Annotated in this window: 23 protein-coding genes and 1 tRNA gene; 9 read left to right on the top strand and 15 right to left on the bottom strand. The window is 63.9% G+C overall.

The window, feature by feature from the left end:
• Positions 1–24 precede the first annotated feature (24 nt).
• The 9 genes from G6P88_RS00860 to leuC all read right to left on the bottom strand — a co-directional run bounded on the left by G6P88_RS00860 (position 25) and on the right by leuC (position 8,247).
• Positions 25–369 (bottom strand): hypothetical protein, encoded by a 345-nt coding sequence (locus tag G6P88_RS00860; RefSeq protein ID WP_165321398.1) that lies wholly within the window; start codon positions 367–369, stop codon positions 25–27.
• On the bottom strand, positions 366–1,550 hold the full coding sequence (locus G6P88_RS00865) for a class I SAM-dependent methyltransferase (protein ID WP_165321399.1): 1,185 nt from the start codon (positions 1,548–1,550) through the stop codon (positions 366–368). The genes G6P88_RS00860 and G6P88_RS00865 overlap by 4 nt, the downstream gene beginning before the upstream one ends.
• A gap of 152 nt (positions 1,551–1,702) precedes the next feature.
• On the bottom strand, positions 1,703–2,581 hold the full coding sequence (locus G6P88_RS00870) for an isocitrate lyase/PEP mutase family protein (RefSeq protein ID WP_165321400.1): 879 nt from the start codon (positions 2,579–2,581) through the stop codon (positions 1,703–1,705).
• Positions 2,582–2,596: 15 nt separating this feature from the next.
• Positions 2,597–3,385: an alpha/beta fold hydrolase gene (locus tag G6P88_RS00875; protein ID WP_165321401.1), complete on the bottom strand. Its 789-nt coding sequence runs from the start codon at positions 3,383–3,385 to the stop codon at positions 2,597–2,599.
• Between the two features lie 8 nt (positions 3,386–3,393).
• Positions 3,394–4,734, bottom strand: coding sequence for an MFS transporter (locus tag G6P88_RS00880; protein WP_165321402.1), 1,341 nt, complete (start codon positions 4,732–4,734; stop codon positions 3,394–3,396).
• Positions 4,731–5,879, bottom strand: coding sequence for an iron-containing alcohol dehydrogenase (locus G6P88_RS00885; RefSeq protein WP_165321403.1), 1,149 nt, complete (start codon positions 5,877–5,879; stop codon positions 4,731–4,733). Before G6P88_RS00885 ends, G6P88_RS00880 begins: the two co-directional genes overlap by 4 nt.
• A 55-nt stretch (positions 5,880–5,934) precedes the next feature.
• Positions 5,935–6,213 carry a hypothetical protein gene (locus tag G6P88_RS00890; RefSeq protein WP_206335829.1) on the bottom strand — a complete coding sequence of 93 codons (279 nt, stop codon included), beginning with the start codon at positions 6,211–6,213 and terminating at the stop codon, positions 5,935–5,937.
• Entirely contained in the window at positions 6,203–6,832 is a 630-nt protein-coding gene (leuD, locus tag G6P88_RS00895) for a 3-isopropylmalate dehydratase small subunit (RefSeq protein WP_165321404.1), read from the bottom strand. The genes G6P88_RS00890 and leuD overlap by 11 nt, the downstream gene beginning before the upstream one ends.
• Entirely contained in the window at positions 6,829–8,247 is a 1,419-nt protein-coding gene (gene leuC / locus G6P88_RS00900) for a 3-isopropylmalate dehydratase large subunit (RefSeq protein ID WP_165321405.1), read from the bottom strand. The genes leuD and leuC overlap by 4 nt, the downstream gene beginning before the upstream one ends.
• A gap of 294 nt (positions 8,248–8,541) precedes the next feature.
• On the opposite strand from leuC, the gene G6P88_RS00905 reads away from it, so the two are divergent.
• The 4 genes from G6P88_RS00905 to G6P88_RS00920 all read left to right on the top strand — a co-directional run bounded on the left by G6P88_RS00905 (position 8,542) and on the right by G6P88_RS00920 (position 14,385).
• A complete protein-coding gene (locus tag G6P88_RS00905) occupies positions 8,542–10,590 on the top strand; it encodes a hydantoinase/oxoprolinase family protein (RefSeq protein WP_165321406.1) in 2,049 nt (682 codons plus the stop codon).
• 23 nt (positions 10,591–10,613) lie between these two features.
• Positions 10,614–12,497 carry a hydantoinase B/oxoprolinase family protein gene (locus G6P88_RS00910; protein WP_165321407.1) on the top strand — a complete coding sequence of 628 codons (1,884 nt, stop codon included), beginning with the start codon at positions 10,614–10,616 and terminating at the stop codon, positions 12,495–12,497.
• Between the two features lie 172 nt (positions 12,498–12,669).
• On the top strand, positions 12,670–13,371 hold the full coding sequence (locus G6P88_RS00915; protein ID WP_165321408.1) for a GntR family transcriptional regulator: 702 nt from the start codon (positions 12,670–12,672) through the stop codon (positions 13,369–13,371).
• A 57-nt stretch (positions 13,372–13,428) separates the two neighbouring features.
• Positions 13,429–14,385 carry a carbon-nitrogen hydrolase family protein gene (locus tag G6P88_RS00920; RefSeq protein ID WP_206335830.1) on the top strand — a complete coding sequence of 319 codons (957 nt, stop codon included), beginning with the start codon at positions 13,429–13,431 and terminating at the stop codon, positions 14,383–14,385.
• Positions 14,386–14,731: 346 nt separating this feature from the next.
• Here G6P88_RS00920 and G6P88_RS00925 read toward each other — a convergent pair.
• From G6P88_RS00925 to dapB, 4 genes are all read right to left on the bottom strand, one after another.
• Positions 14,732–14,808 (bottom strand) — tRNA-Arg (locus tag G6P88_RS00925).
• Between the two features lie 70 nt (positions 14,809–14,878).
• Positions 14,879–15,274 (bottom strand): hypothetical protein, encoded by a 396-nt coding sequence (locus tag G6P88_RS00930; protein ID WP_165321410.1) that lies wholly within the window; start codon positions 15,272–15,274, stop codon positions 14,879–14,881.
• A 90-nt stretch (positions 15,275–15,364) separates the two neighbouring features.
• Positions 15,365–16,018 (bottom strand): endonuclease III, encoded by a 654-nt coding sequence (gene nth, locus G6P88_RS00935; protein ID WP_165321411.1) that lies wholly within the window; start codon positions 16,016–16,018, stop codon positions 15,365–15,367.
• Positions 16,015–16,773 carry a 4-hydroxy-tetrahydrodipicolinate reductase gene (gene dapB, locus G6P88_RS00940; protein WP_165321412.1) on the bottom strand — a complete coding sequence of 253 codons (759 nt, stop codon included), beginning with the start codon at positions 16,771–16,773 and terminating at the stop codon, positions 16,015–16,017. Before dapB ends, nth begins: the two co-directional genes overlap by 4 nt.
• 148 nt (positions 16,774–16,921) lie before the next feature.
• Here dapB and G6P88_RS00945 point away from each other — a divergent pair, with 148 nt between their 5' ends.
• The 4 genes from G6P88_RS00945 to G6P88_RS00960 all read left to right on the top strand — a co-directional run bounded on the left by G6P88_RS00945 (position 16,922) and on the right by G6P88_RS00960 (position 19,448).
• Positions 16,922–17,254: a cupin domain-containing protein gene (locus G6P88_RS00945; protein ID WP_165321413.1), complete on the top strand. Its 333-nt coding sequence runs from the start codon at positions 16,922–16,924 to the stop codon at positions 17,252–17,254.
• A 50-nt stretch (positions 17,255–17,304) separates the two neighbouring features.
• Positions 17,305–17,814 carry a DUF922 domain-containing protein gene (locus tag G6P88_RS00950; RefSeq protein WP_165324818.1) on the top strand — a complete coding sequence of 170 codons (510 nt, stop codon included), beginning with the start codon at positions 17,305–17,307 and terminating at the stop codon, positions 17,812–17,814.
• A gap of 113 nt (positions 17,815–17,927) precedes the next feature.
• Positions 17,928–18,632 carry an NAD-dependent deacylase gene (locus G6P88_RS00955; protein ID WP_165321414.1) on the top strand — a complete coding sequence of 235 codons (705 nt, stop codon included), beginning with the start codon at positions 17,928–17,930 and terminating at the stop codon, positions 18,630–18,632.
• Between the two features lie 78 nt (positions 18,633–18,710).
• Positions 18,711–19,448 (top strand): hypothetical protein, encoded by a 738-nt coding sequence (locus G6P88_RS00960; RefSeq protein WP_165321415.1) that lies wholly within the window; start codon positions 18,711–18,713, stop codon positions 19,446–19,448.
• Positions 19,449–19,590: 142 nt separating this feature from the next.
• Here the strand turns inward: G6P88_RS00960 and era are convergent, their stop codons facing one another.
• A complete protein-coding gene (gene era / locus G6P88_RS00965) occupies positions 19,591–20,484 on the bottom strand; it encodes a GTPase Era (RefSeq protein ID WP_165321416.1) in 894 nt (297 codons plus the stop codon).
• Complete coding sequence (rnc, locus tag G6P88_RS00970) at positions 20,481–21,149, bottom strand: ribonuclease III (protein ID WP_165321417.1); 669 nt, start codon at positions 21,147–21,149, stop codon at positions 20,481–20,483. Before rnc ends, era begins: the two co-directional genes overlap by 4 nt.
• Before the next feature lie 111 nt (positions 21,150–21,260).
• On the opposite strand from rnc, the gene G6P88_RS00975 reads away from it, so the two are divergent.
• Entirely contained in the window at positions 21,261–21,440 is a 180-nt protein-coding gene (locus G6P88_RS00975) for a DUF4169 family protein (protein WP_165321418.1), read from the top strand.

Raw genomic sequence — 21,440 nt, forward strand, 5'->3', positions numbered from 1 at the left:
GGAAGCGGATAAGCGTCGACAGGATCAGTCGACGGCGGTCACGATCTCGATCGCTTCGTCATAGCCTTTCGCACCTGACTGCGATTCCAGATCCTCATAGTCCTGCTTCAGCGGACGCAGGACGATGTCGAGAAACTGCGCCCGCCATGCATCGCGTTCCTTCTCGACGTCGGGGGAAGGGCGATAGGCATCCACCTTGGCCTTGAGCGAGTCATCCTCGCTTACAATACGCTCGACACTGTCCAGCCGCTCTCGCAGCACGACCACCTCGCCGGCAAGTGCGAGGAGCATGGACAGCAGATTGTCGGTCGTCTTGTCGCCCAGATAGATCGGGCGGTCACCCTTGGCCTGACGGGGAAGCTCGATCATGCCTTCTTCTCCGCGCCCCACAGATACCAGGCGCCGCCACCGCCAAAGTCGCCGGCCTGGAATTTCTGCGTCCGTCGTTGGGCGGCTTCCTCGAAGGCGGATGGCTGGAGATGTTCGAAGGCCGCGTCGGCGCCAAAGCCGCTGATCTCCGCCAGTTCCGAGGGGTCGAGTTCGTGGCTGCCGCCCCAGAAGGGTTCGTTGTTGTTGCGCGTGTCCCAATCGAGCAGGAAAGCATCGAACTCGCTCATCGCGCCATAGGGCGGGGTTTCGAGATGGACCAGCAGGCCGCCCGGCGCGAGAAGGCGATAGGCCTCCTTCATGATGTTGCGGATCGCCTTGTGGCTGGTCTCGTGGACCAGGATATGGCTGACGATGAGGTCGAAATGGCCGTCGGGGAAGTCCGTCGCTTCGGCGTTCTGCTGGCTGTAGTGCACCCGCTTGCCGAGCGATTCCGCGCGGGCATGCGCGTAGCGGAGCATCGGGGCCCCGACGTCGATGCCGTGCAGTTCCGCCTCCGGGAATTTGTCGGCATAAGGCAGCGTCGAGTGGCCGACGCCGCAGCCCATGTCGAGGATCCGCTTCGGCTTGAAATCGGGGCGATTCTGCTGGAGATAGCTAGACAGCGACTGGCCCATGTCGTCGTTGAGCGGCCCCATGCGGCCCATCACGTACAGCCATACCGCGCGATCATAGACCGCACCGTTGGCGAGGTCGTCCTGCTGATACTCGCCGTGATAGTTGCCGGGCATGCAGTGGATGTCGACCGCGCTGACATAAGCGGGAACCGGCATCTCCGGATGGAGTGTCAGCGAACCCAAAGGTGCAGCCACCGCATTGCCACGGTTCTGGATATCGGCGTTCTGCCGCTCGACGGACAACTGGACCGAATGCCACATCATTTCCTGGCTGGTCCGCTGCATGGCACCCCACATCCGGAAATAGGGGTCGTTGTCCATGAGGTGACGGATCTCGTGTCGATTGGCCGGTTCGCTGCCCCGCTCTTTCACGAAAGCCGGGAGGGCGCGCTGCTCGTATGCCAGCTTGTTGCCGGGAGCCACTTTCGTAGCCAGGTGGAATTTTAGCGACGTGACGAAGAGCTGGCGGCTCTCCTCTTCATTCGTCGGCATTGCGAGTATGCCATGTTCGAGCTGTTTGCCGGGGTTCAGGGCGCCGGTAGCCATGTCAACCGCTCCTTCCATGCTGGAATCAGATCAGCGTCGGAAGAAAGTGTCAGGCGCAATTGGCAATCATGCAATATCTAATTGAGTACAAAATCGAAATATCAGGCCCATTTCCCCCAAAAAATTATCACATACAAGAAATATGTATACGATTATTGTCGCGCCCACTTTGCGTCGAATGCCCAGACCTCGGGAAAACCGATCATTTCGCAAAAACCTCGAAAGTCGGCGAGGCCGACCTGCGATGGCCGCGGATCACCCTTGTCCATCAGTTCCTGATAGGCGTGTTCGATCGCATGGGTCGAGGCCAGCCCGCTGAGCGCTGGATAGATGGCTGCAGCATAGCCGATGTCGAGCAACTCCGCTGCGCCGAGCATCGGCGTGTAGCCGCCGTTGGACATGTTGGCCATCATCGGCGCCACGATCTCGCGGCAGGCCGTTCGCATTTCGTCGACATCGTGCAGCGCCTCCACGAACAGCATGTCCGCACCGGCTTCCGCGTAAAGCTGGGCACGATCGATGGAGCGCGAGAGTCCTTCGCTTTCGCGCGAGTCCGTCCGCGCGATGATCAACGTGTCGGGGCTTCGTCGTGCTTCGCAGGCGACCCGGATCTTGTCCGCCATCTCTTCCGCCGACACGACCTGCCGGTTCGGCGTATGCCCGCACTTCTTGGGAAACACCTGGTCTTCGATCTGGATCGCGGCCGCGCCGGCTTCTTCGAAACCACGAACCGTGTGGTGGACGTTCAACAGGCCGCCATAGCCGGTATCGGCGTCGGCGATCACCGTGGCTTCGCTGACCTTGACCAGGCGGGCGATGCGTTCGTGCATTTCGGCATAGCCAACGATGCCGGCGTCGGGAATGCCGTGCGCCGAAGCCGTGAGCCAGAAGCCGCTGCCATAAAGGACATCGAACCCGACCTTTCGCGCCAGCCGCGCCGCGATCATGTCGTGGACGCCGGGAACGATCAGCAGCTCCGGCGCTGCGATCCGTTGGGCGAGGGTGGGGGTGATAGAGGGCGTTTCTGCCATGATGGTCTCGTTCGCTTAGCGGTGGAGCAAGACGAAGCTGCGGATCGCATCCGCCGTCGCCTGTGGCTCAAGATCGGGTTCGAAATTGGCGCCGCCCGGAAGGACGACCGCCGTGGCGTCGGGTCTGATCTCCCGGGCGCGGGCGAAAAATGGCCAGAGATCGTCGTCCGGGGCGCAGATGATCTGCAGCGGCTGGGCCAGCGTCTGGAACAGTGCGCTGAAATCCTGTGCCCAAACTGCCGCATAGGCGTGCGAACGCGCGACATGTGCGCGCAGCATTCCGGTCAATTCGCGATGGATCAGCAAGGGATCGGCGGCGGCTCCGCCGGCCACCAGATAGTCCCAATTGTCGCGCACATAGGCTCCGGTCGCCTCCGGGGTGAAAGGCGGTCCGGCATGGCGCGACAATTCCTCCCTTTCCTCGGAAGTGCAGGTGATCGGGCCGAACATCGTCAGCGTGCGGACGAGTACTGCATCGTCAGCGGCCAGCTGGCAGGCGATCGCCGCGCCCGTATGGTGGCCGATCAGATGGACCGGCCCAATCCCGAGCTGGCGCAGCGCTTCAGCGATCCAGCGGGCATAGTCGGGCATGCCGGGCGCCTCGGGCGGATCGAAGCTTCCGCCGAAGCCGGGTGTGTCGAACGCGATCATCGGCGCGTTCAGATCTGCGAGTGCGTCGATGGTCCTGGACCACATCTGCCAGTTGCTCGCCGTCTGATGCAGGAACACCAGCGGAGTTCCTGCACCTTCTGTCGAGGCATAATGGATCTGGCCTTCCGGCAGATCGACATAAGCTTTCTTCACGTGCCGGCTCACTGCTCGTAGGCTCCCTGCATCCGTGCCCCATCGGCATCGGCGTGACGGCTGCGGTGCATCAGCGCGATGGCTGCTGCGTTGCAGACCGCCGGGGTCAGCGCGAAGATCAGGGCGATGCCCCATATCGCGCTTTGAGACTGTTCGGTCTTCCCCGCCACGAAGCCGCTCAAGCTCAGCAGGGAGCCGGCCAGAGCGGTTCCGCCGAGCGAAAAGGCCACTTTCTCGCCGGCAACGAAGAGACTCGAGAGAAAACCAGCGTGCGAGTCTCCACCATGCCGATCTGCATCCTGGGCGATCAGCTCACTCAGCCGGGTGAAGGCGCTCTGCCAGGTGATGGCATTGGTCATTCCAAGCGCGATCGATGCTCCGTAGAAGGACATGAGCGAGCCCGGCGGGCCAAGCCCCATCCAGGCGAGCGAGGCGCTGTACACCACGCTTCCGGCCATGAAGGTCGCACGCGACCCGAACCGGTTCGTTATCCGTACCAGCAGGGGTTGCTCGAGCATCTGCACCGTGCAGGTGAGAACCACCGAGATGCTCAGCGCTACGAACGGATCCGGGAGGGCCAGTTTGAACACCAGAAGATAGGTGAGCGTCGCATAGGCCGCGCCCTGGCCGATCATCTGCGCGAAGAAGGCTGCGAGCAGAAAACGATAGGGACGGTTCCGCTTCAGCGCTTCCCATTTGCTGCTCTTGGTGGCGTGGCTGCGCACCATCGGGGCCTCGCGCGACCCGAGAAAGGACAGGATGAGCGCCACCGAGCAGATCCCGGCCATGACGACGCTCATGATCTGATAACCTTGGAAGCCGCTGCCGAAGCGCTGGATCAGCCACGGTGCAAAGCCGGCGCCCATCATCACCCCGAACGCCAGAAACGTGGTCCGCCATCCCATAACGCGAGATTGTTCCTCGGGCACGTGCGTCAGTTCTGCGCCGATCGACAGGTGCGGAACGGAGAAGATCGAGAAGATCGTGACATAGGCGGTGAAGACGAGGGCGACGTGCAGCGCCTTGTCACCTTCCAGTCCACCCGGCGGTATGAACAGGGCGATCAGCGCGACCGGCGCCAGCGCGGCGCCGACGAGAAGCAGCAACCGTCGCGGAAAGCGGTCTCGATAGCGATCGCTCAGGGCGCCGACCGCGAAGTCGCAGGTTGTCGACCAGACAAGTTTCGGGACGAAGATCGCGAGGCCGGCAACGGCGGGCGAAATGCCGAGCAGCTGAGTCATGTAGAAAAGCAGCAGGAGCGATGGGATGTCGCGGTAGGTCTGGATCGCGACCTGGCCAGTGCCCCAAAGCGCCGGTTTCCACGCCGGCATCGGCGAGGCGGCGCTCACAGCGCAGCTTCGTAGAGCGCGCGAGCTTCGTCACGCTCTATCGGTCGGGGATTGTTGATCAGCAAACGCGTCTGGAGCATGGCTTCCTCCGCCAGAAGATCGAGATGTTCGGCGCCTATGCCCACCGCCGACAGCTTGTCGGGCAGGCCGATGTCGGCAATCATTTGCGAAAGCGCGGAGACGAATGCCTGCGCCCGCTCGCCCCGGTCGAGCGTGGCGAGCTTTGGATCGATCAAGGGCGCAAGCTCGGCATAGGCCTGCTCCGCTGCCGGGATGTTGAACCGCAGAACATGGCAGAGCATCAGCGCATTGGAGAGCCCGTGCGGAACGTGGAAAATCCCTCCCAGCGGATATGCGAGAGCGTGCACCGCCGCCACGGGAGCGTTGGAGAAGGCTATACCGGCGAGATGACTCCCCAATAGCATCGCTTCGCGCGCCGCCAGATCATATCCGTCTGCGATGACTTTGCGCATGTTCCCCGCCAGCAGCTGCAGAGCCTGCCGGGCGAGCATGTCCGATATCGGGTTCTTTAGCCTCGCGGAGGTGTAGGCTTCGATGGCATGCACGATGGCATCTATGCCCGTGGCTGCCGTTATCGACGGGGGCAGGCTGATGGTGAGGCTCGGATCCAGCAGCGCCCACTGCGCATAGAGCGCGGGTGATACTATCCCGAGCTTGCGGCCATCTGCGGTGGTAAGGATAGCGATCGGGGTCGCTTCCGATCCCGTGCCTGCGGTGGTCGGGCACAAGATCAAAGGCGCAGCTAGTCCGGTCGCCTTGCCGACACCGTAGATCGCCTCCAGCGGCTCGTCATTGGCCAGCAGATAAGCGGCGACCTTTGCGACATCCATGGGGCTGCCTCCGCCAAATCCGACAACAGCCACGGCGCCCGCGTCTCGACCCTGGGCGACTGCTTTGAGTACGGTTGCATCCGAAGGGTCCGGTTCGACGGAATCGAAGATGGATACGCTTCGTCCACTGCGTTCCAGCGCGGCCAGCGCGACATCCGCCAATCCATGCGCCAGAAGTTGCTTGTCGGTGACGAACAGGACGGGACCGGGCGGAAGCAACTCGGCCATCTGTGCGGTCGATGCGGCGCCACAGCGCAGCGACGGGCCATAAGTAAAGGGAAATCCGTTTGTCATCGGCGGCCTAATGCTCCCGGGCTTGTAAAATAGGAGGGAGCGGCTGCTGCTTCGTTCACGATGAAGCCGCCTCGTCGTTCAGAAAAAGCAACGGATCGGCGCGCTGTCCTTCATCCGCCAGAACTCTGGAAACGAGGCGCAAAGCGAGTGACCTGCGGATAGGCTGGCCCTTGCGAAGCTTGGCCCAGGTATTCCAGCTGATCCCGAACTGATCGTTGAGCGAGGAGGGCGTCTGGGACTGGCAGCGCTGCATCATGCCATGGACCAGCCCGCTGTCGACGACGCAGGCGCGGGGGCGGACACGCCGCATCGGTGAGGTTATGTCATGCTGCATGGCCCTCTGCCTCCGCAGAATGGGGGAGCCATGGAGTGGCCGCCGCGAGACGGCCTTCTATCGCGGCGATGGCGGCTTCCTCGGCTTGCGCTTCCCCGATCGGGTCGAGACCCGAGAGCAGCCGGGTCCTTACCCGCTCGTCGATCGCAAAAGGGTGAGCCTCTTCGCCATGGAAGATGGTGCGCCGTTCCAAATCGACGCAAAGCGTCGCCCCCGATTGCGCCAAATCCATCAGATGCGCGAGAAGATCGATGGGGACGGTGATGGGCAGCAGGCCGTTATTGATGCTGTTGTTATAGAAGATATCCGCTATCCGGCTGGATATCACGCAGCATATGCCGAAGTCGGCCAGTGCCCAGGCCGCGTGCTCGCGGCTCGACCCGCAGCCAAAATTGTCGCCCGCCACGAGGATAGTCGCCTCGTTCCAGGGCGCCTGATCGAGCACGAAACCCGGTACAGGCGTTCCGTCAGGCGCGTGGCGCTGATCGTAGAACAGCGCAGCCTTTAGGCCCTTGCGCTCGACGGTCTTGAGGAACTGCTTCGGAACGATCTGATCGGTGTCGACATTGGCGAGGGGCAAGGGGGCGGCGATACCGCAATGACGGGTGAAGGGCTTCATGACATCAGCTTCCGGACATCCGTGATCCTGCCGGTTACCGCCGCTGCAGCCGCCATCGCCGGACTCATCAGGTGGGTGCGTCCACCGCGGCCCTGTCGACCTTCGAAATTGCGGTTCGACGTCGATGCGCAGCGTTCCCCCGGCATCAGCCGGTCGGGATTCATGCCGAGGCACATCGAACAGCCTGGCTCTCGCCATTCCAGTCCGGCCGCGACGAAAATGCTGTCGAGGCCCTCTGCCTCCGCTTGCGCCCGCACAAGGCCCGAGCCGGGTACGACAAGCGCACGAACCCCGGCGGCGACGGTGCGGCCGCGGACCACCTCTGCTGCCGCGCGGAGGTCCTCGATGCGGCTGTTCGTGCAGCTGCCGATGAACACGCGGTCGATCGGCGTGCCGGCGATCGGCTCGCACGCCTTCAGCGCCATATAATCGAGCGCTTGCGATTTGCTGGCCCTGCGATCGGGGTCGTCGATCGAACCCGGATCGGGAATGGTCGCGTCTATGGCGATGACATCTTCCGGGCTGGTGCCCCAGCTCACCTGCGGGGCAAGCGACGAAACGTCGATGACGAACTCTTCGTCGAACCGGGCGTCGGCATCGCTGGACAGGGTACGCCAATAGGCGAGGGCGGCCTCCCAGTCCGCGCCGTGAGGGGCAGAAGGCCTGCCGGCGAGATAGTCGAACGTCTTTTCGTCGGGAGCAACCAGCCCCGCGCGCGCACCTGCCTCGATCGTCATGTTGCAGAGCGTCATCCGCCCTTCCATCGACAGGGCCGACACGGCCTCGCCGACATATTCGATGACCGCTCCCGTGCCGCCGCCGGTGCCGATCGACGCAATCATCGCAAGCGCCATGTCCTTCGCACCGACATAGGCCGGTGGCTTGCCCGCGAAGCGGATGCGCATGTTGCGCGATTTGCGCGTCCGCAGCGTCTGGGTGGCCAGGACATGCTCCACGTCCGACGTGCCTATGCCGTGGGCCAGCGCCCCGAAAGCCCCATGGGTCGATGTATGGCTGTCGCCGCAGACGATCGTCATGCCAGGCTGCGTGCGTCCCTGTTCGGGCCCCACGACATGAACGATCCCGTTGCGGGGATCGCCCATGCGGAACGCTTCGATTCCGGCTTCAGCCGTGTTGCGCTCCAAGGTCTGGAGTTGCACGCGCGCTTCCTCATCCTGCACACCGGCAAGTCCGAGGGCCTGATCGGCGGTCGGGATATTGTGGTCGAACACGGCCAGTGTCCTAGCAGGGCGGCGCACGGGCCGGCCCGCTTCACGCAGACCGGCGAAAGCCTGCGGGCTCGAGATTTCATGAAGCAGATGGAGGTCGATGTACAGGAGCGAGTCGCCGCTATCGCCAAGCGGCGTGGAGTGCGCTTCCCAAATCTTGTCGTAGAGCGTTCGAGCGTTCGACACGGACAATCGCACCCTCAAGAGTGTATACTTATCCTGTAAGCGTGACTCATTAGGTCGCTATATTACGCCCTTGTCAAGCAGCGAGTCTCAATTTATGTGTACAAAATACCGCTGAGGCCAGTTCGGCATCGAGGCGCCTGAGGCGGTGCTGCCCACAAGTGTCTGCCGTCACTTTTACGTTCCAGACCGTCCGGGCTTCGGTGGTGGGTTTGAATGTCGGGGACCACGATCGTCGCTCGTTCGGCGGGTCGACGTCGTTGTTTCCGGAAAGCAATTCACGAAGAGGGGCGTCGAATGGGCTATCGCTTGGGCGTAGACGTTGGAGGAACTTTCACCGACCTTCTGCTCTTTGAAGACCAGTCGGGTCAGTTCTGGCGGCACAAGACGCCGTCGACTCCCCATGACAGTTCCGAGGGCATCTTGAGCGGCGTCGAGGCCGTGTGCGCCCAGGCCGGAATCTCGCCCAAGGAAATCGGAATTTTTCTTCATGGCACCACTGTCGCCACCAACGCCGTTCTGGAAGGGAAAGGCGCCCGGGTCGGCCTCGTTACCACCGAGGGCTACCGCCAGATTCTGCAGATCGCCCGAAGCTTTGTGCCCGGTGGACTCGCCGGATGGATCGTATGGCCGAAACCCGAGCCGCTGGCGAAGCTCGAGGACACAGTCGAGATCAAGGGACGGATGACCGCCAAGGGGACGGAACTGCGTCCGCTGGACGAGGAAGAGATTCGTTCAAAGCTCGAGACGCTGAAGGCCAATGGGGTCGAAGCCCTGACGGTGAGCCTGATGAACGCCTATTTGAACGGCGAGCACGAACGGGTCGTCGAGCGCATCGCCCAGGACGTCATGCCCGGTGTGCCGATCTCGCTGAGCCATCAGGTGCTCCCGGAAATGCAGGAATATGAGAGAACGCTGACGACCGTCGCCAACGCCGCCGTGCGGCCCGTTGTCGGGCGCTACGTCCGCAATCTGCGCGATAAGCTCGAACGCGTCGAGATGAAGGGGCAACTCGCGCTTCTGCGCTCCGATGGCGGCCTGATGTCCTCGCAGAAGTCCGAAGAGCAGCCTGTGTCGCTGCTGATGTCCGGGCCGGCGGGCGGCGTAACGGGAGCCTTGTGGGTGGCGCGCAACGCCGGCCTGAAGAATATCCTGACGCTGGATGTTGGGGGCACTTCCACCGACGTCGCGCTGATCGAGGGTGGCGAGCCGCGCCGGGTGCGGACGACCGAAGTGGGCCACCTTTCGGTCCGCGCATCTTCGCTCGACGTGAAAACAGTCGGGGCTGGAGGCGGCTCGATCGCCTATGTTCCCGAACTCACCAAGGCCCTGCGCGTCGGCCCCCAGTCGGCCGGCGCCGTTCCGGGACCGGTTGCCTATGGCAAGGGCGGTACGCTTCCTACGGTGACTGACGCCAATGTCGTACTCGGCTATCTGCCGGAAAATCTTCTCGGCGGCAGCTTCAAGCTGGATCGTGCCGGGGCGGCGCGCGCCGTGCAGACGATCGCCGATGCCCTGGGTATCGGCCTGACTGAGGCCGCCCGCGGCATCATCGATATCGTCAACGAGAATATGTTCGGTGCGCTGCGCATGATCTCTGTCCAGCAGGGCTATGATCCGCGCGAGTTCGCATTGATGGGATTCGGCGGCGCGGGCCCGTTGCACGTCAACGCCGTCGCCCGTCTGATGGGGAGCTATCCGGCCGTCTCGCCGGTATCGCCTGGCGTCCTGTGTGCGCTCGGTGACGCTACCACCCGCATGCGGACAGAAACCGCCCGCTCGCTCTCGCGCCTCCGTTCGGCGATCACGGGGGAAGAAGTGATCGCTATCTTGCAAGATATGGAACGCCAGGTTCGCGACACTCTGATCGCCGACGGGCTCGCTCCCGACACGATCGAGACCAGCTTCGAAATCGATGTCCGCTATTCGGGACAGGCCTTCGAAGTGCCGATGACGGCGACCATCGATCAGATCCGGGAAGCGGGGATCGACGGCCTCGCCCGCCGGTTCGACGATGAGCATCGTCGTCTCTTCACCTTCAACATGGATGCGGAGCACGAACTCGTGAATCTCCGTGCGGTAGCGCTGGGACGGGCGCTCGAACTGCCGTCGATCGCTCTCGAACGGGGCGACGGTGATCCGCGCGCGGCGAAGATACGGGATCACGAACTCTGGATGGATGGCGGCCCACGGGCCGCCGCGATTTACGATCGCGCGCGCCTGCGTGCCGGCGACGTGATCCCGGGACCCGCAATCGTGATCGAGATGGACTCGACCACGCTCATCGAAACCAAGCACATCGCCCGCGTCGACGACTACGGCAACCTGCTCATCATCCCGGCCTGACCGGTTCGCGAAGGGTAAAAGCAATGGCTCAGATCATCGAAACCAGCCCGCAACCGTTCAAGACCGTGGCCATCGATCCCGTGACGCTCGACATCGTCGAGAACGCGCTGAGGAATGCGCGGGTGGAAATGGACACCACCCTCGTGCGCACCGCGATGTCACCCGGCATTCGCGAGCAGGGCGACGCTTTTCCGCTCATCGCCGATCACAAGGGTCGCATGATCGTCGGGCAATTCGGAAGCTATATCGGCCCGTTCCTCGATGGCTATTCCGGGACGCTGGAGGATGGGGACATGATCATGCTGTCCGATCCCTATTCGGTCGGCGGTGCGATCAGCCATTCCAACGACTGGCTGGTGCTGCTGCCGGTGTTCAAGGATGGACGGCTGATAGCCTACACCTCGATGTTCGGGCACCAGTCCGACATTGGCGGGATGGTCCCCGGATCGATGCCGATCCACGCAACGTCTATCTTCCAGGAGGGCGTGCGCGTGCCACCGGTTAAGATCTGGCGGAAGGGCGAATATCAGGAAGACGTCGTCAATCTGATAATGGCGCAGGTGCGCACCGCCGACTGGTGCATGGCCGATCTCAACGCGCTGATCGCCTCCTGCCGCGTGGCCGCCCGCCGGGTCGTCGAAATCGCCGAGCGCTTCGGCGACGACGTGTTCGTATCGGCCTGCGAGGAACTGCTCCAGCGTAACCATCGCGCGATGAAGCAGCTGATCGACACCGCGATCAGCGAGGAAAAGGTCAGCTTCGAGGACTATATCTGCGACGATGGGCTCGGCTACGGGCCCTACAAGATAAAGTGCACGATGTGGCGCGAGAACGACCGCGTCGTTCTCGATTTCGACGGTACCGATCCGCAAAGCCGGGCATCGATCAACTTTTTCCTGAACGAGAACATGATGCGCATGTTCTTCGGCATCTACATGATCATGGTCTTCGACCCGCAGATCCTGTTCAACGACGGCTATTATGACCTGATCGACGTGCGGATCCCCGAAGGTTCGCTGCTCAAGCCGCGGTTCCCTGCGGCACTGTCGGGCCGCACCCACGCGCTCGGCCGTATGTTCGACATTCTCGGCGGGCTGCTCGGCCAGAAGACGCCCGAGTTTCTGACAGCCGCGGGCTTCTCTTCTTCGCCCCATCTCTTCTATTCGGGGACCGATGCGGCCGGGAAATATTTCCAGCTGTTCCAGATTGGCTTCGGGGGGATCCCCGGCCGGCCGATCGGCGACGGCCCGGACGGCCACTCGTTGTTCCCCAATTTCACCAACGTGCCGAACGAGTTCCTCGAGCGCTATTTCCCGCTGATCATCGAGCGGTACGAGACCGAGCCTGACTCGGGCGGCGCAGGTCTTCACCGCGGCGGCAACGGCATCCGCATGTCCTATCGCTTCCTGGAGGCCGGTTTGATCGCCATTCACGACGATCGCTGGTTCGTTCCGCCCTGGGGCGTGAACGGTGGCGAACCCGGCCGGCGCGCGCGAAAGATCCTCGAAAAGACCGATGGCACGACGGTCGTCGTCGGGAACAAGGTAGAGGATGTTGCCGTCGAGGCGGGCGATGTACTGCACTTCATCACCTGGGGCGGCGCGGGCTGGGGCGATCCCTATGAACGCGATGCCGAACTCGTCGGCCTGGAAATCCGCAGGGGACTGGTCACTCCGGCCGGCGCGCGCGCCTATGGCGTCGTGGCCGATGCGGGCGGGGTCGTCGATCTTGCCGCGACGGAGGAACTGCGCGCCCAATTACGCGCCGAGCGCGGCAGCAGCATCCCCGTGTTCAATTATGGGGCTCCCATCGAAGAGTTGCGGGCGCGGTCCATCGAGGAGACGGGCCTTCCCGCACCGATCCAGCCGCGCTGGCAGGTGGCGCCCATGGCGGTCGCGGCAGAGTAAGAATGGAACGGGTGGGCCCCCCTCTTTCCGCCCCTGCGGTCGGTCGGGGCGCCGGCGCGCGAGATTCAGGTCCCCAAGGGGCCAGTATCATCGATGATCAGCGTAAAAACACGGATGTGATTTCGGAGAGCGATCGGCTCGTCTATGTAGCGCGCGATTCAGGAGACTATTGATGTCGCGTGCGTCCGACCTTGCTTACGATACGATACGGGCCAAGATATTGTCGGGTGAGCTGGCACCGATGACCCAGCTCAAGGAAGAAGAGCTGGCCGAGATGTGCGGTGTGTCGCGAACGCCGATCCGCGATGCGCTGCGCCGGCTCGAGGCTGATATGCTGGTCCGGAGGACCGACACGCAGCGCACCTTCGTTCCGGACTGGTCGCCCGAGGAGGTCGAGGAGATCTTCACCCTCCGCATGCTGCTCGAAAGCCACGCCGCAGGGCGGGCGGCACGCTTCGTCACGGCGGAAGAGATCGAAACGCTGCGCAGCTATACCAACCTCATTCGGGATGCGATCGAAAAGCCGGATTTCGATTCGCTGACCTTCGTCGAGAACAATCGCCTGTTTCACAATCTGATCCTGTCGATCGCCAAGTCCGATCGGCTGGCCAAGATACGCGGGATGATCGTCGAGCAGGGCATCCTCCACCGCACCGCGCGCCATTATGACCGCGTGGGGCTCCGCCGCAGCCATGCCGACCATGAAGAGTTGCTGCTGGCGTTCGAAGCGCGCGACGAAGCCTGGGCCAGCGCGATCATGGCGGGTCATATTCTGCGCGCTTATCATGTGACCATGCGCGAATATGCGTTTCAGACGGAAGAATCGGAGGCGCAAGCCACCGAAGGTGCCATGGCCACGTCCGAAGAACGGTAAACATTGTCCCCCCTTTGCCAGGGGCGACGCAGCAGAGGGTTAGCGATGTCTCAGAGGGTGAAGGTAGCTGCGGCCCACGTCTCGCCGGTTTTCATGAAGCCGATGGAGAGCGCCGAAAAGGCTGCGGAATGGATCAGGCGGGCAGGAGCCGACGGGATCGATCTGATCGTTTTCCCCGAGGTCTACCTTCCCGGCTTCCCCTATTGGATCAACAATTATCCGCCGCTGCATCAGGTGGCCATGAATCGTCGCTATCAGGATGCATCGGTGGAAGTTAACGGGCCGGAAATCGCCTGCATCCGCGCGGCGGCCCGCGACGCCGGCGTGGTCGTCGTCATGGGCGCAAGCGAGCGGGCCGAGGGCGGGCGCACCTGCTTCAACAGTGCCATCCTGATCGACAAGGACGGCGAATTGGTGGGCGTTCACCGGAAGCTGAAGCCGACCTATGCCGAACGCTATATCTGGGGGCAGGGTGACGGATCGGGCCTTTGGGTGAAGCCCACCGCCGCGGGCCGGGTCGGCGCGCTCTGCTGCTGGGAGCACACCATGAACCTGGCGCGGCAGGCCATCGCCGAGCAGCAGGTCCAGATTCATGCGGCGCTGTGGCCGGGGCTGTCGACCATGGCCGGGTTCGAGGCCGTCGCCGACATTCAGATCGATGCCATGATGCGCAACCACGCGCTCACCGCGCAATGCTTCGTCGTATGCGCATCCAGCCCGGTGACCCAGGAGATCATGGATTTTCTGCAGCAGGAGTTCGGCTCGGCCGACATGCTGGCGGTCGGTGCCGGCTATTCGGCGGTCTTCCATCCTTTTGCCGCCGCCGTGGCGGGACCGAAGAAGGGGCTTGAAGAAGGGCTCGTCGTGGCGGAGATCGATCTGGACGACTGCTCCGACGCCAAGATGTGGCTGGACGGCAGCGGCCATTATTCGCGGCCCGACGTCCTCGCCCTGCTCTTCGACCGCCGCCCTAAGCCCACCATGGTGGAGGTGAGGGATCAGTTTAAGGATTAGGCTCGCACCTGATCCGCTGCGGGGTCGTCGGTGCCCAATCGCCTGCCAGCCTCGCATTCGGGCCGGCAGCCAGTTCGCGTTCCCATTCTTCGCCGGACCAGCGACAGCGTTTACGCGCCTGCGCGATAGAACGACGGATCGCTTAGCCAGTCGTTGATGGCGGACCCGCGCCATTCAGCGCGGCCTATGCTGATCTCGAAGTTTCTGGGGCGGTCATGTATTGCATGTTGCGGTACATGGTCGAGCGGCTGACGACGGCCCGCTTGAGGATCGCGGTAATCAGCAGAACGGCGTTTTCCGTACTTCAGCACGGGCGCTATCAACTGCTGCTAAATCTTTGGAAATATGGCGCACCCGAAGGGATTCGAACCCCTGGCCTCTGCCTTCGGAGGGCAGCGCTCTATCCAGCTGAGCTACGGGTGCGTTGGGGGCCGCTTAGCAAAGGGAAAGGGGCACCGCCAGAGCTAATTGGCGGCAAGCCGGTCCTCTGCCGCTATTTCGGCGCGCCGCTGATCGGCTGGAACTTGCCAAGGCCGCAGGAGGCGCCGATCGGGATGGGCGGGGTGCGCAGCACGGTGATGATGTCGACCGAGCAGAGCTGCGGCAGCGAGGTCGCATAGCCGAAGCGCTCCTCATAGCCGAGGCCCGAGCAGGCATAGGGCAGGGTGTTTCGATAGACCTTGCCGTTGTTCATGTAGAAGTCGATCGTGCGGTCGTCGCGGACGCGCGTGTTGCGGATCGAGCGGAGGGGGATGCAGTCCTCGACCTTGCCGTCGGGCTTGATCTTCGCTTCCTGCTCTGGCTTCAGCGGGCGGCTCTGGCCGGCCGATCCGGCGGCGCAGAGCAGGGCGACGGCAAGGGCCAGGGCACGCTTCGTTCGACCACGCATCGGAACATCCTTTCCCAGATCATCGATCCTTCGGTCCATGATCATAAGACGATATCGTCCGCGCCGCGCCTTGAAAATGCCGCCCTTCGTTCAGGCCTTGGGCGCAGGCGGCGCCGGAGTCTTCGGCTTGAACCGGCATAGATCCTCGACTGGGCAGCGCCAGCATTCGGGCTTGCGCGCCTTGCAGATATAGCGGCCGTGCAGGATCAGCCAGTGATGCGCGCCCTGCAGGAAGGGCTTGGGCGTGACCTTCTCCAGCTTGAGTTCGACCTGGAGGACATTTTTGCCCGGTGCGAGGCCGGTGCGGTTGGAGACGCGGAAGATATGCGTGTCGACCGCGATCGTCTCGGCGCCGAAGGCGGTGTTCAGGACGACGTTCGCGGTCTTGCGGCCGACGCCCGGCAGCGCCTCGAGCGCCTCGCGATCCTGCGGTACCTCGCCGCCATGCTGGTCGACGAGGATGCGGGCCGCGGCGATGGCGTTCTTCGCCTTCGTGTTGAACAGGCCGATCGTCTTGATGTGCTGCTTGAGCCCCTCTTCGCCGAGTTCGAGCATCTGCTCCGGCGTGGTGACCTTGGCGAAGAGCGGGCCGGTCGCCTTGTTCACCCCGACATCGGTCGCCTGCGCCGACAGGGCGACCGCGACCAGCAGCGTATAGGGATTGACGTAGTGGAGCTCGGTCACCGGCGCGGGATCATTTTCCGCCAGCCGCCGATAGAATTCGAAGACGTCGGCCTTCTTCACAGGCCCAGCACGTCGTTCATCGAATAGCGGCCGGGCGCCTGACCGACCATCCACAGGCAGGCCTTGACCGCCCCGCGCGCGAAGATCGTTCGGTTCTCGGCGCGGTGGCCCAGTTCGATCCGCTCATTGTCGCTGGCGAGGACCACCATATGGTCCCCCGCGACCGAACCGCCGCGCAATGACGCATAGCCGATCGTGCCCTCTTCGCGCGGACGGTCGTTGCCGTGGCCGATCCGGTCGAAGCGGTTGAGCGTCGCCGCGTTCGACCCGCGTCCCGCCGCCGCTGCCTCGCCAAGCAGCAGCGCCGTGCCCGAGGGCGCGTCGACCTTGTGGCGGTGGTGCATCTCGACAATCTCGATGTCCCAGTCGGAGCCGAGCCGCGCGGTCGCCTCGCGTACCAGATGCGCGAGCAGGTTCACGCCGAGTGAGGTGTTCGCCGACTGGAGCACGGCCAGCCCTGCTGCGGCGGCCTCATTAACCAGCGCATGATGCTCGGGCTGAAGGCCGGTGGTACCGATCACGATCGGAACCCCGGCGGCGCGGGCGGCGGCGAGATGGCCGGCAAGCGCCACGGGAGCGGAGAAATCGACCAGCACGTCGCAATGGCTGGCGAGCGTCGCGACGTCGCCATGGTCGCCGAACACCGCTCCGCCGACGTCGACCCCGCCTGCCAGCGTCGCGCCCATCGCCGGCGCGGCGGCGGCGATCGCCTGGCCCATCCGTCCCTGCGCGCCCAAGATTCCGATTGCGGCCATGCCCTGTCCCTTTTCGATCCGCGCGCTTCATGGCGTCCGTCCGCGCAGGACGCAAGCGCTCCGCGAGCGCAGCGCGGTCGATAGCTCTGGCCTCACAGGCCGGGACATGCTCAACTGATGTGGCGGAGGGCGCTGGCGAGGACCGATCATGACATCGCAGGACTGGCAATTCTCACTCGACGCCGCGCTGGCCACGCTGCCGGACGATCAGGGGCGCCTCTTCACCTATCCCTTCCGGCACGGGTCGATGCGCATCGGCGTCTATGCGCCGCGGGGCGAAGATGATCAGGCGCCGCACGAACAGGACGAACTCTATATCGTCGCTTCGGGTTCGGGCTGGTTCGTGAAGAATGGTGAGCGCCGGCCGGTCAAGGCACAGGACGCGATCTTCGTCGAGGCGCATGCCTTCCATCGTTTCGAGGATTTCAGCGACGATTTCGTCACCTGGGTGATTTTCTGGGGACCCAAGGGCGGCGAATGAGGTGCGCGATCGCGGCCAGTGCCGCATTGTTGTTGGCGAGCGCGACAGATATGCCCTTGCGCGGTGCGCCGATCACCTCGGCTTTCGCCGGCATCCCCAATGTCAGCTTCGACTATTATGACGTAGAGGGCCGCACCCCGGAGGAAATCTACCGATCGATGCGCAGCCGTGCGCCGCAGACCGGCGATGCGGTGGCCCACACCGCCTGGCACATCCGCGTCGGCTGGCGCCAGACTCGGCGAGGTAACGACTGTATCGTCGCCGATCCGGTGACGCGCCTCACCATCAAGGTCACCCTGCCGCGCCTCGTCACCACCGAAGGCGTCACAGTGGAGGCGGCCTCCTTCTGGTACCGCACGATCAAGGGACTCGAAACCCACGAAGCCGGCCATGCCCGCATCGCCTTCGACCACCGTAACGACTTCGTCCAGGCCGCCGCGAAGGCGACTTGCGGCAGCATCAAGGACGTCGCCAAGCGGACGCAGAAGCGGATCGAGGCGCTGCAGGAAGCCTATGACCGCCGCACGCGGCATGGGATCGACCAGATTCCGAGAACGTGAAGATGTGGGATAGTCAAGCTACTTCCGTAAGTTATAGACTTTTCTTAAATCTTGATGAAAGGTAATATGGACCGCGATCTGCTCACGGGTTTTGACCATTGAATGTGCTGTCGATGAGAAAAGTCGGAAATATCGTCATCCTGACCGGAGCGGGCATCTCTGCCGAGAGTGGCCTCAACACCTTCCGCGCCTCGGACGGTCTGTGGGAGAACCATCGGGTCGAGGACATATGCACGCCCGAAGCGCTGGCCGCCAATCGGGCGCTCGTGCTCGATTTCTACGACCAGCGGCGGGCGGCGTTGCGGGCGGTGGAGCCGAATGCCGCGCATCTGGCTCTGGCGCGGCTTGATCGGGAGTGGCGGGGGGATTTGCTGATCGTCACGCAGAATGTCGACGATCTGCACGAACGGGCCGGGGCGACGCGGCTGCTGCACATGCACGGCGAACTGATGTCGGCGCTGTGCGAGGAATGCGGCGGGCGGGCGCGGTTTGGCGGGGCAATGCTCGACGGTACGGTCTGCGGCCAGTGCGGCGCGCAGGACAGGCTGCGGCCCGATATCGTCTTCTTCGGAGAGATGCCCTACGCCATGGAGCGGATCGAGGCGGCCTTGGCCGAGGCCGATCTGTTCGTCTCGATCGGGACGTCGGGCGCGGTCTATCCGGCGGCGGGCTTCGTGCAGATGGCGCGCCATGCGGGGATCGAGACGCTGGAGCTCAATCTGGAGCGCTCGGCCGGCAGTGGCTGGTTTGACGAGACGCGGCTGGGCAAGGCGAGTCTGCTCGTTCCTTTATGGGTGGATCAGATTCTGGGCGGGTGAACATCCGCCACGTCAGCGGATGGCTTGCGATAGCCCACCGCCCATGTAAGGTTGTTCTCTCTCTGTTCGGAGAGGGGCATGGACGACATCGAAGACGAGGACGACTTCCGCGAGCCGATCCCTGCGGATTATGGCTTGCCTGCCGATTACAGGCTGACGCCCGAGCGCCAGCGCTTCGTAGCGATCACGGGGCTTGTTGCGGACACGCTCGACTGGATTTTGATGGTGAGCCTCTGGCTGCTTCTGCTGTTGGTCGCCGCAGTTCTCGCAACGTCGTTCTTCCCCGGGGTCGTTGGCAGCGCATCGGGCGTAGGGACAGGCGTGGTGGTGGTTATCCTCTTCTTCGCGCTGATGATACCGGCCGCCTTCGGCGCTTCCATGATCGGCGGCATCATAGGCCGCCTGACCGGGCAGCGCAGGCGGCGGCGCGAGCAGGCCTATGAGCGCGACTGGTGGGAGTGGGAGGATCGATACCTCGAAACCGGCGTAGGCTATTGGGAGCGGAAGCGAGATCGCGATCTGGGCGACGAGGCTGCGCGCTTTTTTACGGAGCGCTGCTGCGATGTCGAGCGGGTCGAGAACGATGATCTCTCCGTCGTCGACCTGCTGGTCACGCGGGGCGACACGCGTCTGTTCGTGCGGTGCGATGGCCATAAGCGGCGCGTCGTGACCAAGAAGGCCGCCCGCGAAGCAGTGGAGGCGGCCAGGTCGCTTGGCGCCGGGCGGTCATCGTCATGCACCAGGTTCGCTGGGATGCATGGCCCGACGAACAGGCGCGCGCGGCAGGATTCGAACCGGTGTGGAGCGCCAGTCTAGCCGACCATGCGCGGTCGGATGGTTTATGGGTGCCGATACGCCCAGCCACCCGGATCGAGCGACTGTTGCGTCGCAAGCCGCCGATGGAGTGCATCATCGCCTGGGGCGATCGGACCGCGAAGTCTAAGAGCGCGCCGCTCGCTCAGTCGACCCAGTCCAGCCCGATCTCGCGGTAGAGACCGCGATCCTCGCCCCATTTCTCGGCGACCTTGACGTGCAGGAACAGGTGGACCTTGCGGTCGAGCAGTTTTTCCAGCTCCTCGCGGGAGCGCGAGCCGATCTCCTTGAGGCGCGTGCCGCGCTTGCCGAGGATGATCGCCTTCTGGCTGTCGCGTGCGATCAGGATCTGCTGGTGGATCGCGACAGACCCGTCCTTGCGCTCCTCATATTTCTCGGTCTCGACCGCCGAGTCATAGGGGAGTTCGGCGTGCAGTTGGAGGAACAGCTGCTCGCGGGTGACTTCGGCGGCGAGCATGCGGTCGGTGGCGTCGGACACCTGCTCTTCGGGAAAATGCCATGGCCCCTCGGGCACACGCGCCGCCAGCGCCGCGCGCAGATCCTCGATGCCGTCGCCAGTCGCGGCCGACACCATGTAGATCGCCTCAGGCGCCAGCTTGTCCTGCAGCCGCACGGCAAGATCGAGCAGGCTTTCCTTGGTACAGATGTCGACCTTGTTGAGGATCACCAGTTTGGGCTCGCGTCGCTGGGCAAGCGTGTCGAGCAGGTCGGCGATGCGGTGGGTGATGCCCGTCTTGGCATCGATCACGAAGGCGATCAGGTCGGCGTCCTGCGCACCGCCCCAGGCGGCCGCGACCATCGCGCGGTCGAGCCGGCGGCGCGGCGCGAAGATGCCGGGCGTGTCGACCAGCAGCATCTGGCTCTCGCCGGCGATCGCGACGCCGATCAGCCGGGTGCGCGTCGTCTGCGCCTTGGGGCTGACGATCGCGACCTTCTGGCCGACCAGCGCGTTGACGAGGGTGGACTTGCCCGCATTGGGGGCGCCGACGACGGCGACGAAGCCGCAGCGCTCGGTCATGACAATTTCTCCAGCAGCGCCTTGGCGGCGGCGGTTTCGGCTTCCTGTTTCGAGCTGCCTTCGGCGCTGGCCTCGGCCTTGCCCGCAATCGAAACGGTGACGGTGAAGCGGGGCGCATGGTGCGGCCCGATCCGACTGCCCATCGTATAGACGGGCGGCTTGCAGCGATGGGCGGCGGCCCATTCCTGCAGAGCGGATTTGGGATGTTTCGGGGCCTGCGCCTGGCCGGTGACATGGCTGGCCCAGGCCTTGCGCACGAAGCGTTGTGCCGTTTCGAGCCCGCCTTCGAGATAGAGCGCGCCGATCAGCGCCTCGACCACGTCGCCGACGACATTGTCGCTCTGCGCCGCACCATCGTCGCGCGCCTGCTTGCCGAGCAGCATATAGGTGCTGACCCCGATCTCGCGGCCGACCTCGGCGCAGACCTCGCGGCTGACGAGCGTGTTGAAGCGGCGCGACAGCTTGCCCTCGGGCTCGTCGCCATAGATTTCGTAGAGCCAGGTGGCGGTAATCAGGCCAAGCACGCGATCGCCGAGAAATTCGAGGCGCTCATAATGGACCGGACCATAGCTGCCATGGGTCAGGGCGCGCCGGAACATCGGCAGGTCCCGGGGGACATGGCCGAGAGCGCTTTCCACCCAGCGGCGAAGTTCGTCGTCATGCATCAGGGGCGCCTTAAGCGCTGATCGTCGGCGGTGGAAGCGCTTTACGCGCGATCCGCTGTGGAAGCCGCCGCCGGGATTGCTTCATTTCCGCCGCCGGGGCACAATCCTGCCATGGGCGACGTCGTCAATCTCAACAAGGCACGCAAGGCGAAGGCACGGATCGAGGCGAAGGCGCGGGCCGAAGCCAATCGCGCACGCTTCAGCCGGACGAAGGCCGAGCGTCGCCGCGACGAAGCGGAGAGGGATCGCCTGGTTCAGATTGTGGACGGCGCAAAACTCGACGACGCGTGA

It is taken from the genome of Rhizorhabdus phycosphaerae (assembly GCF_011044255.1).
In the GTDB taxonomy this organism is placed as follows: Bacteria; Pseudomonadota; Alphaproteobacteria; order Sphingomonadales; family Sphingomonadaceae; genus Rhizorhabdus; species Rhizorhabdus phycosphaerae.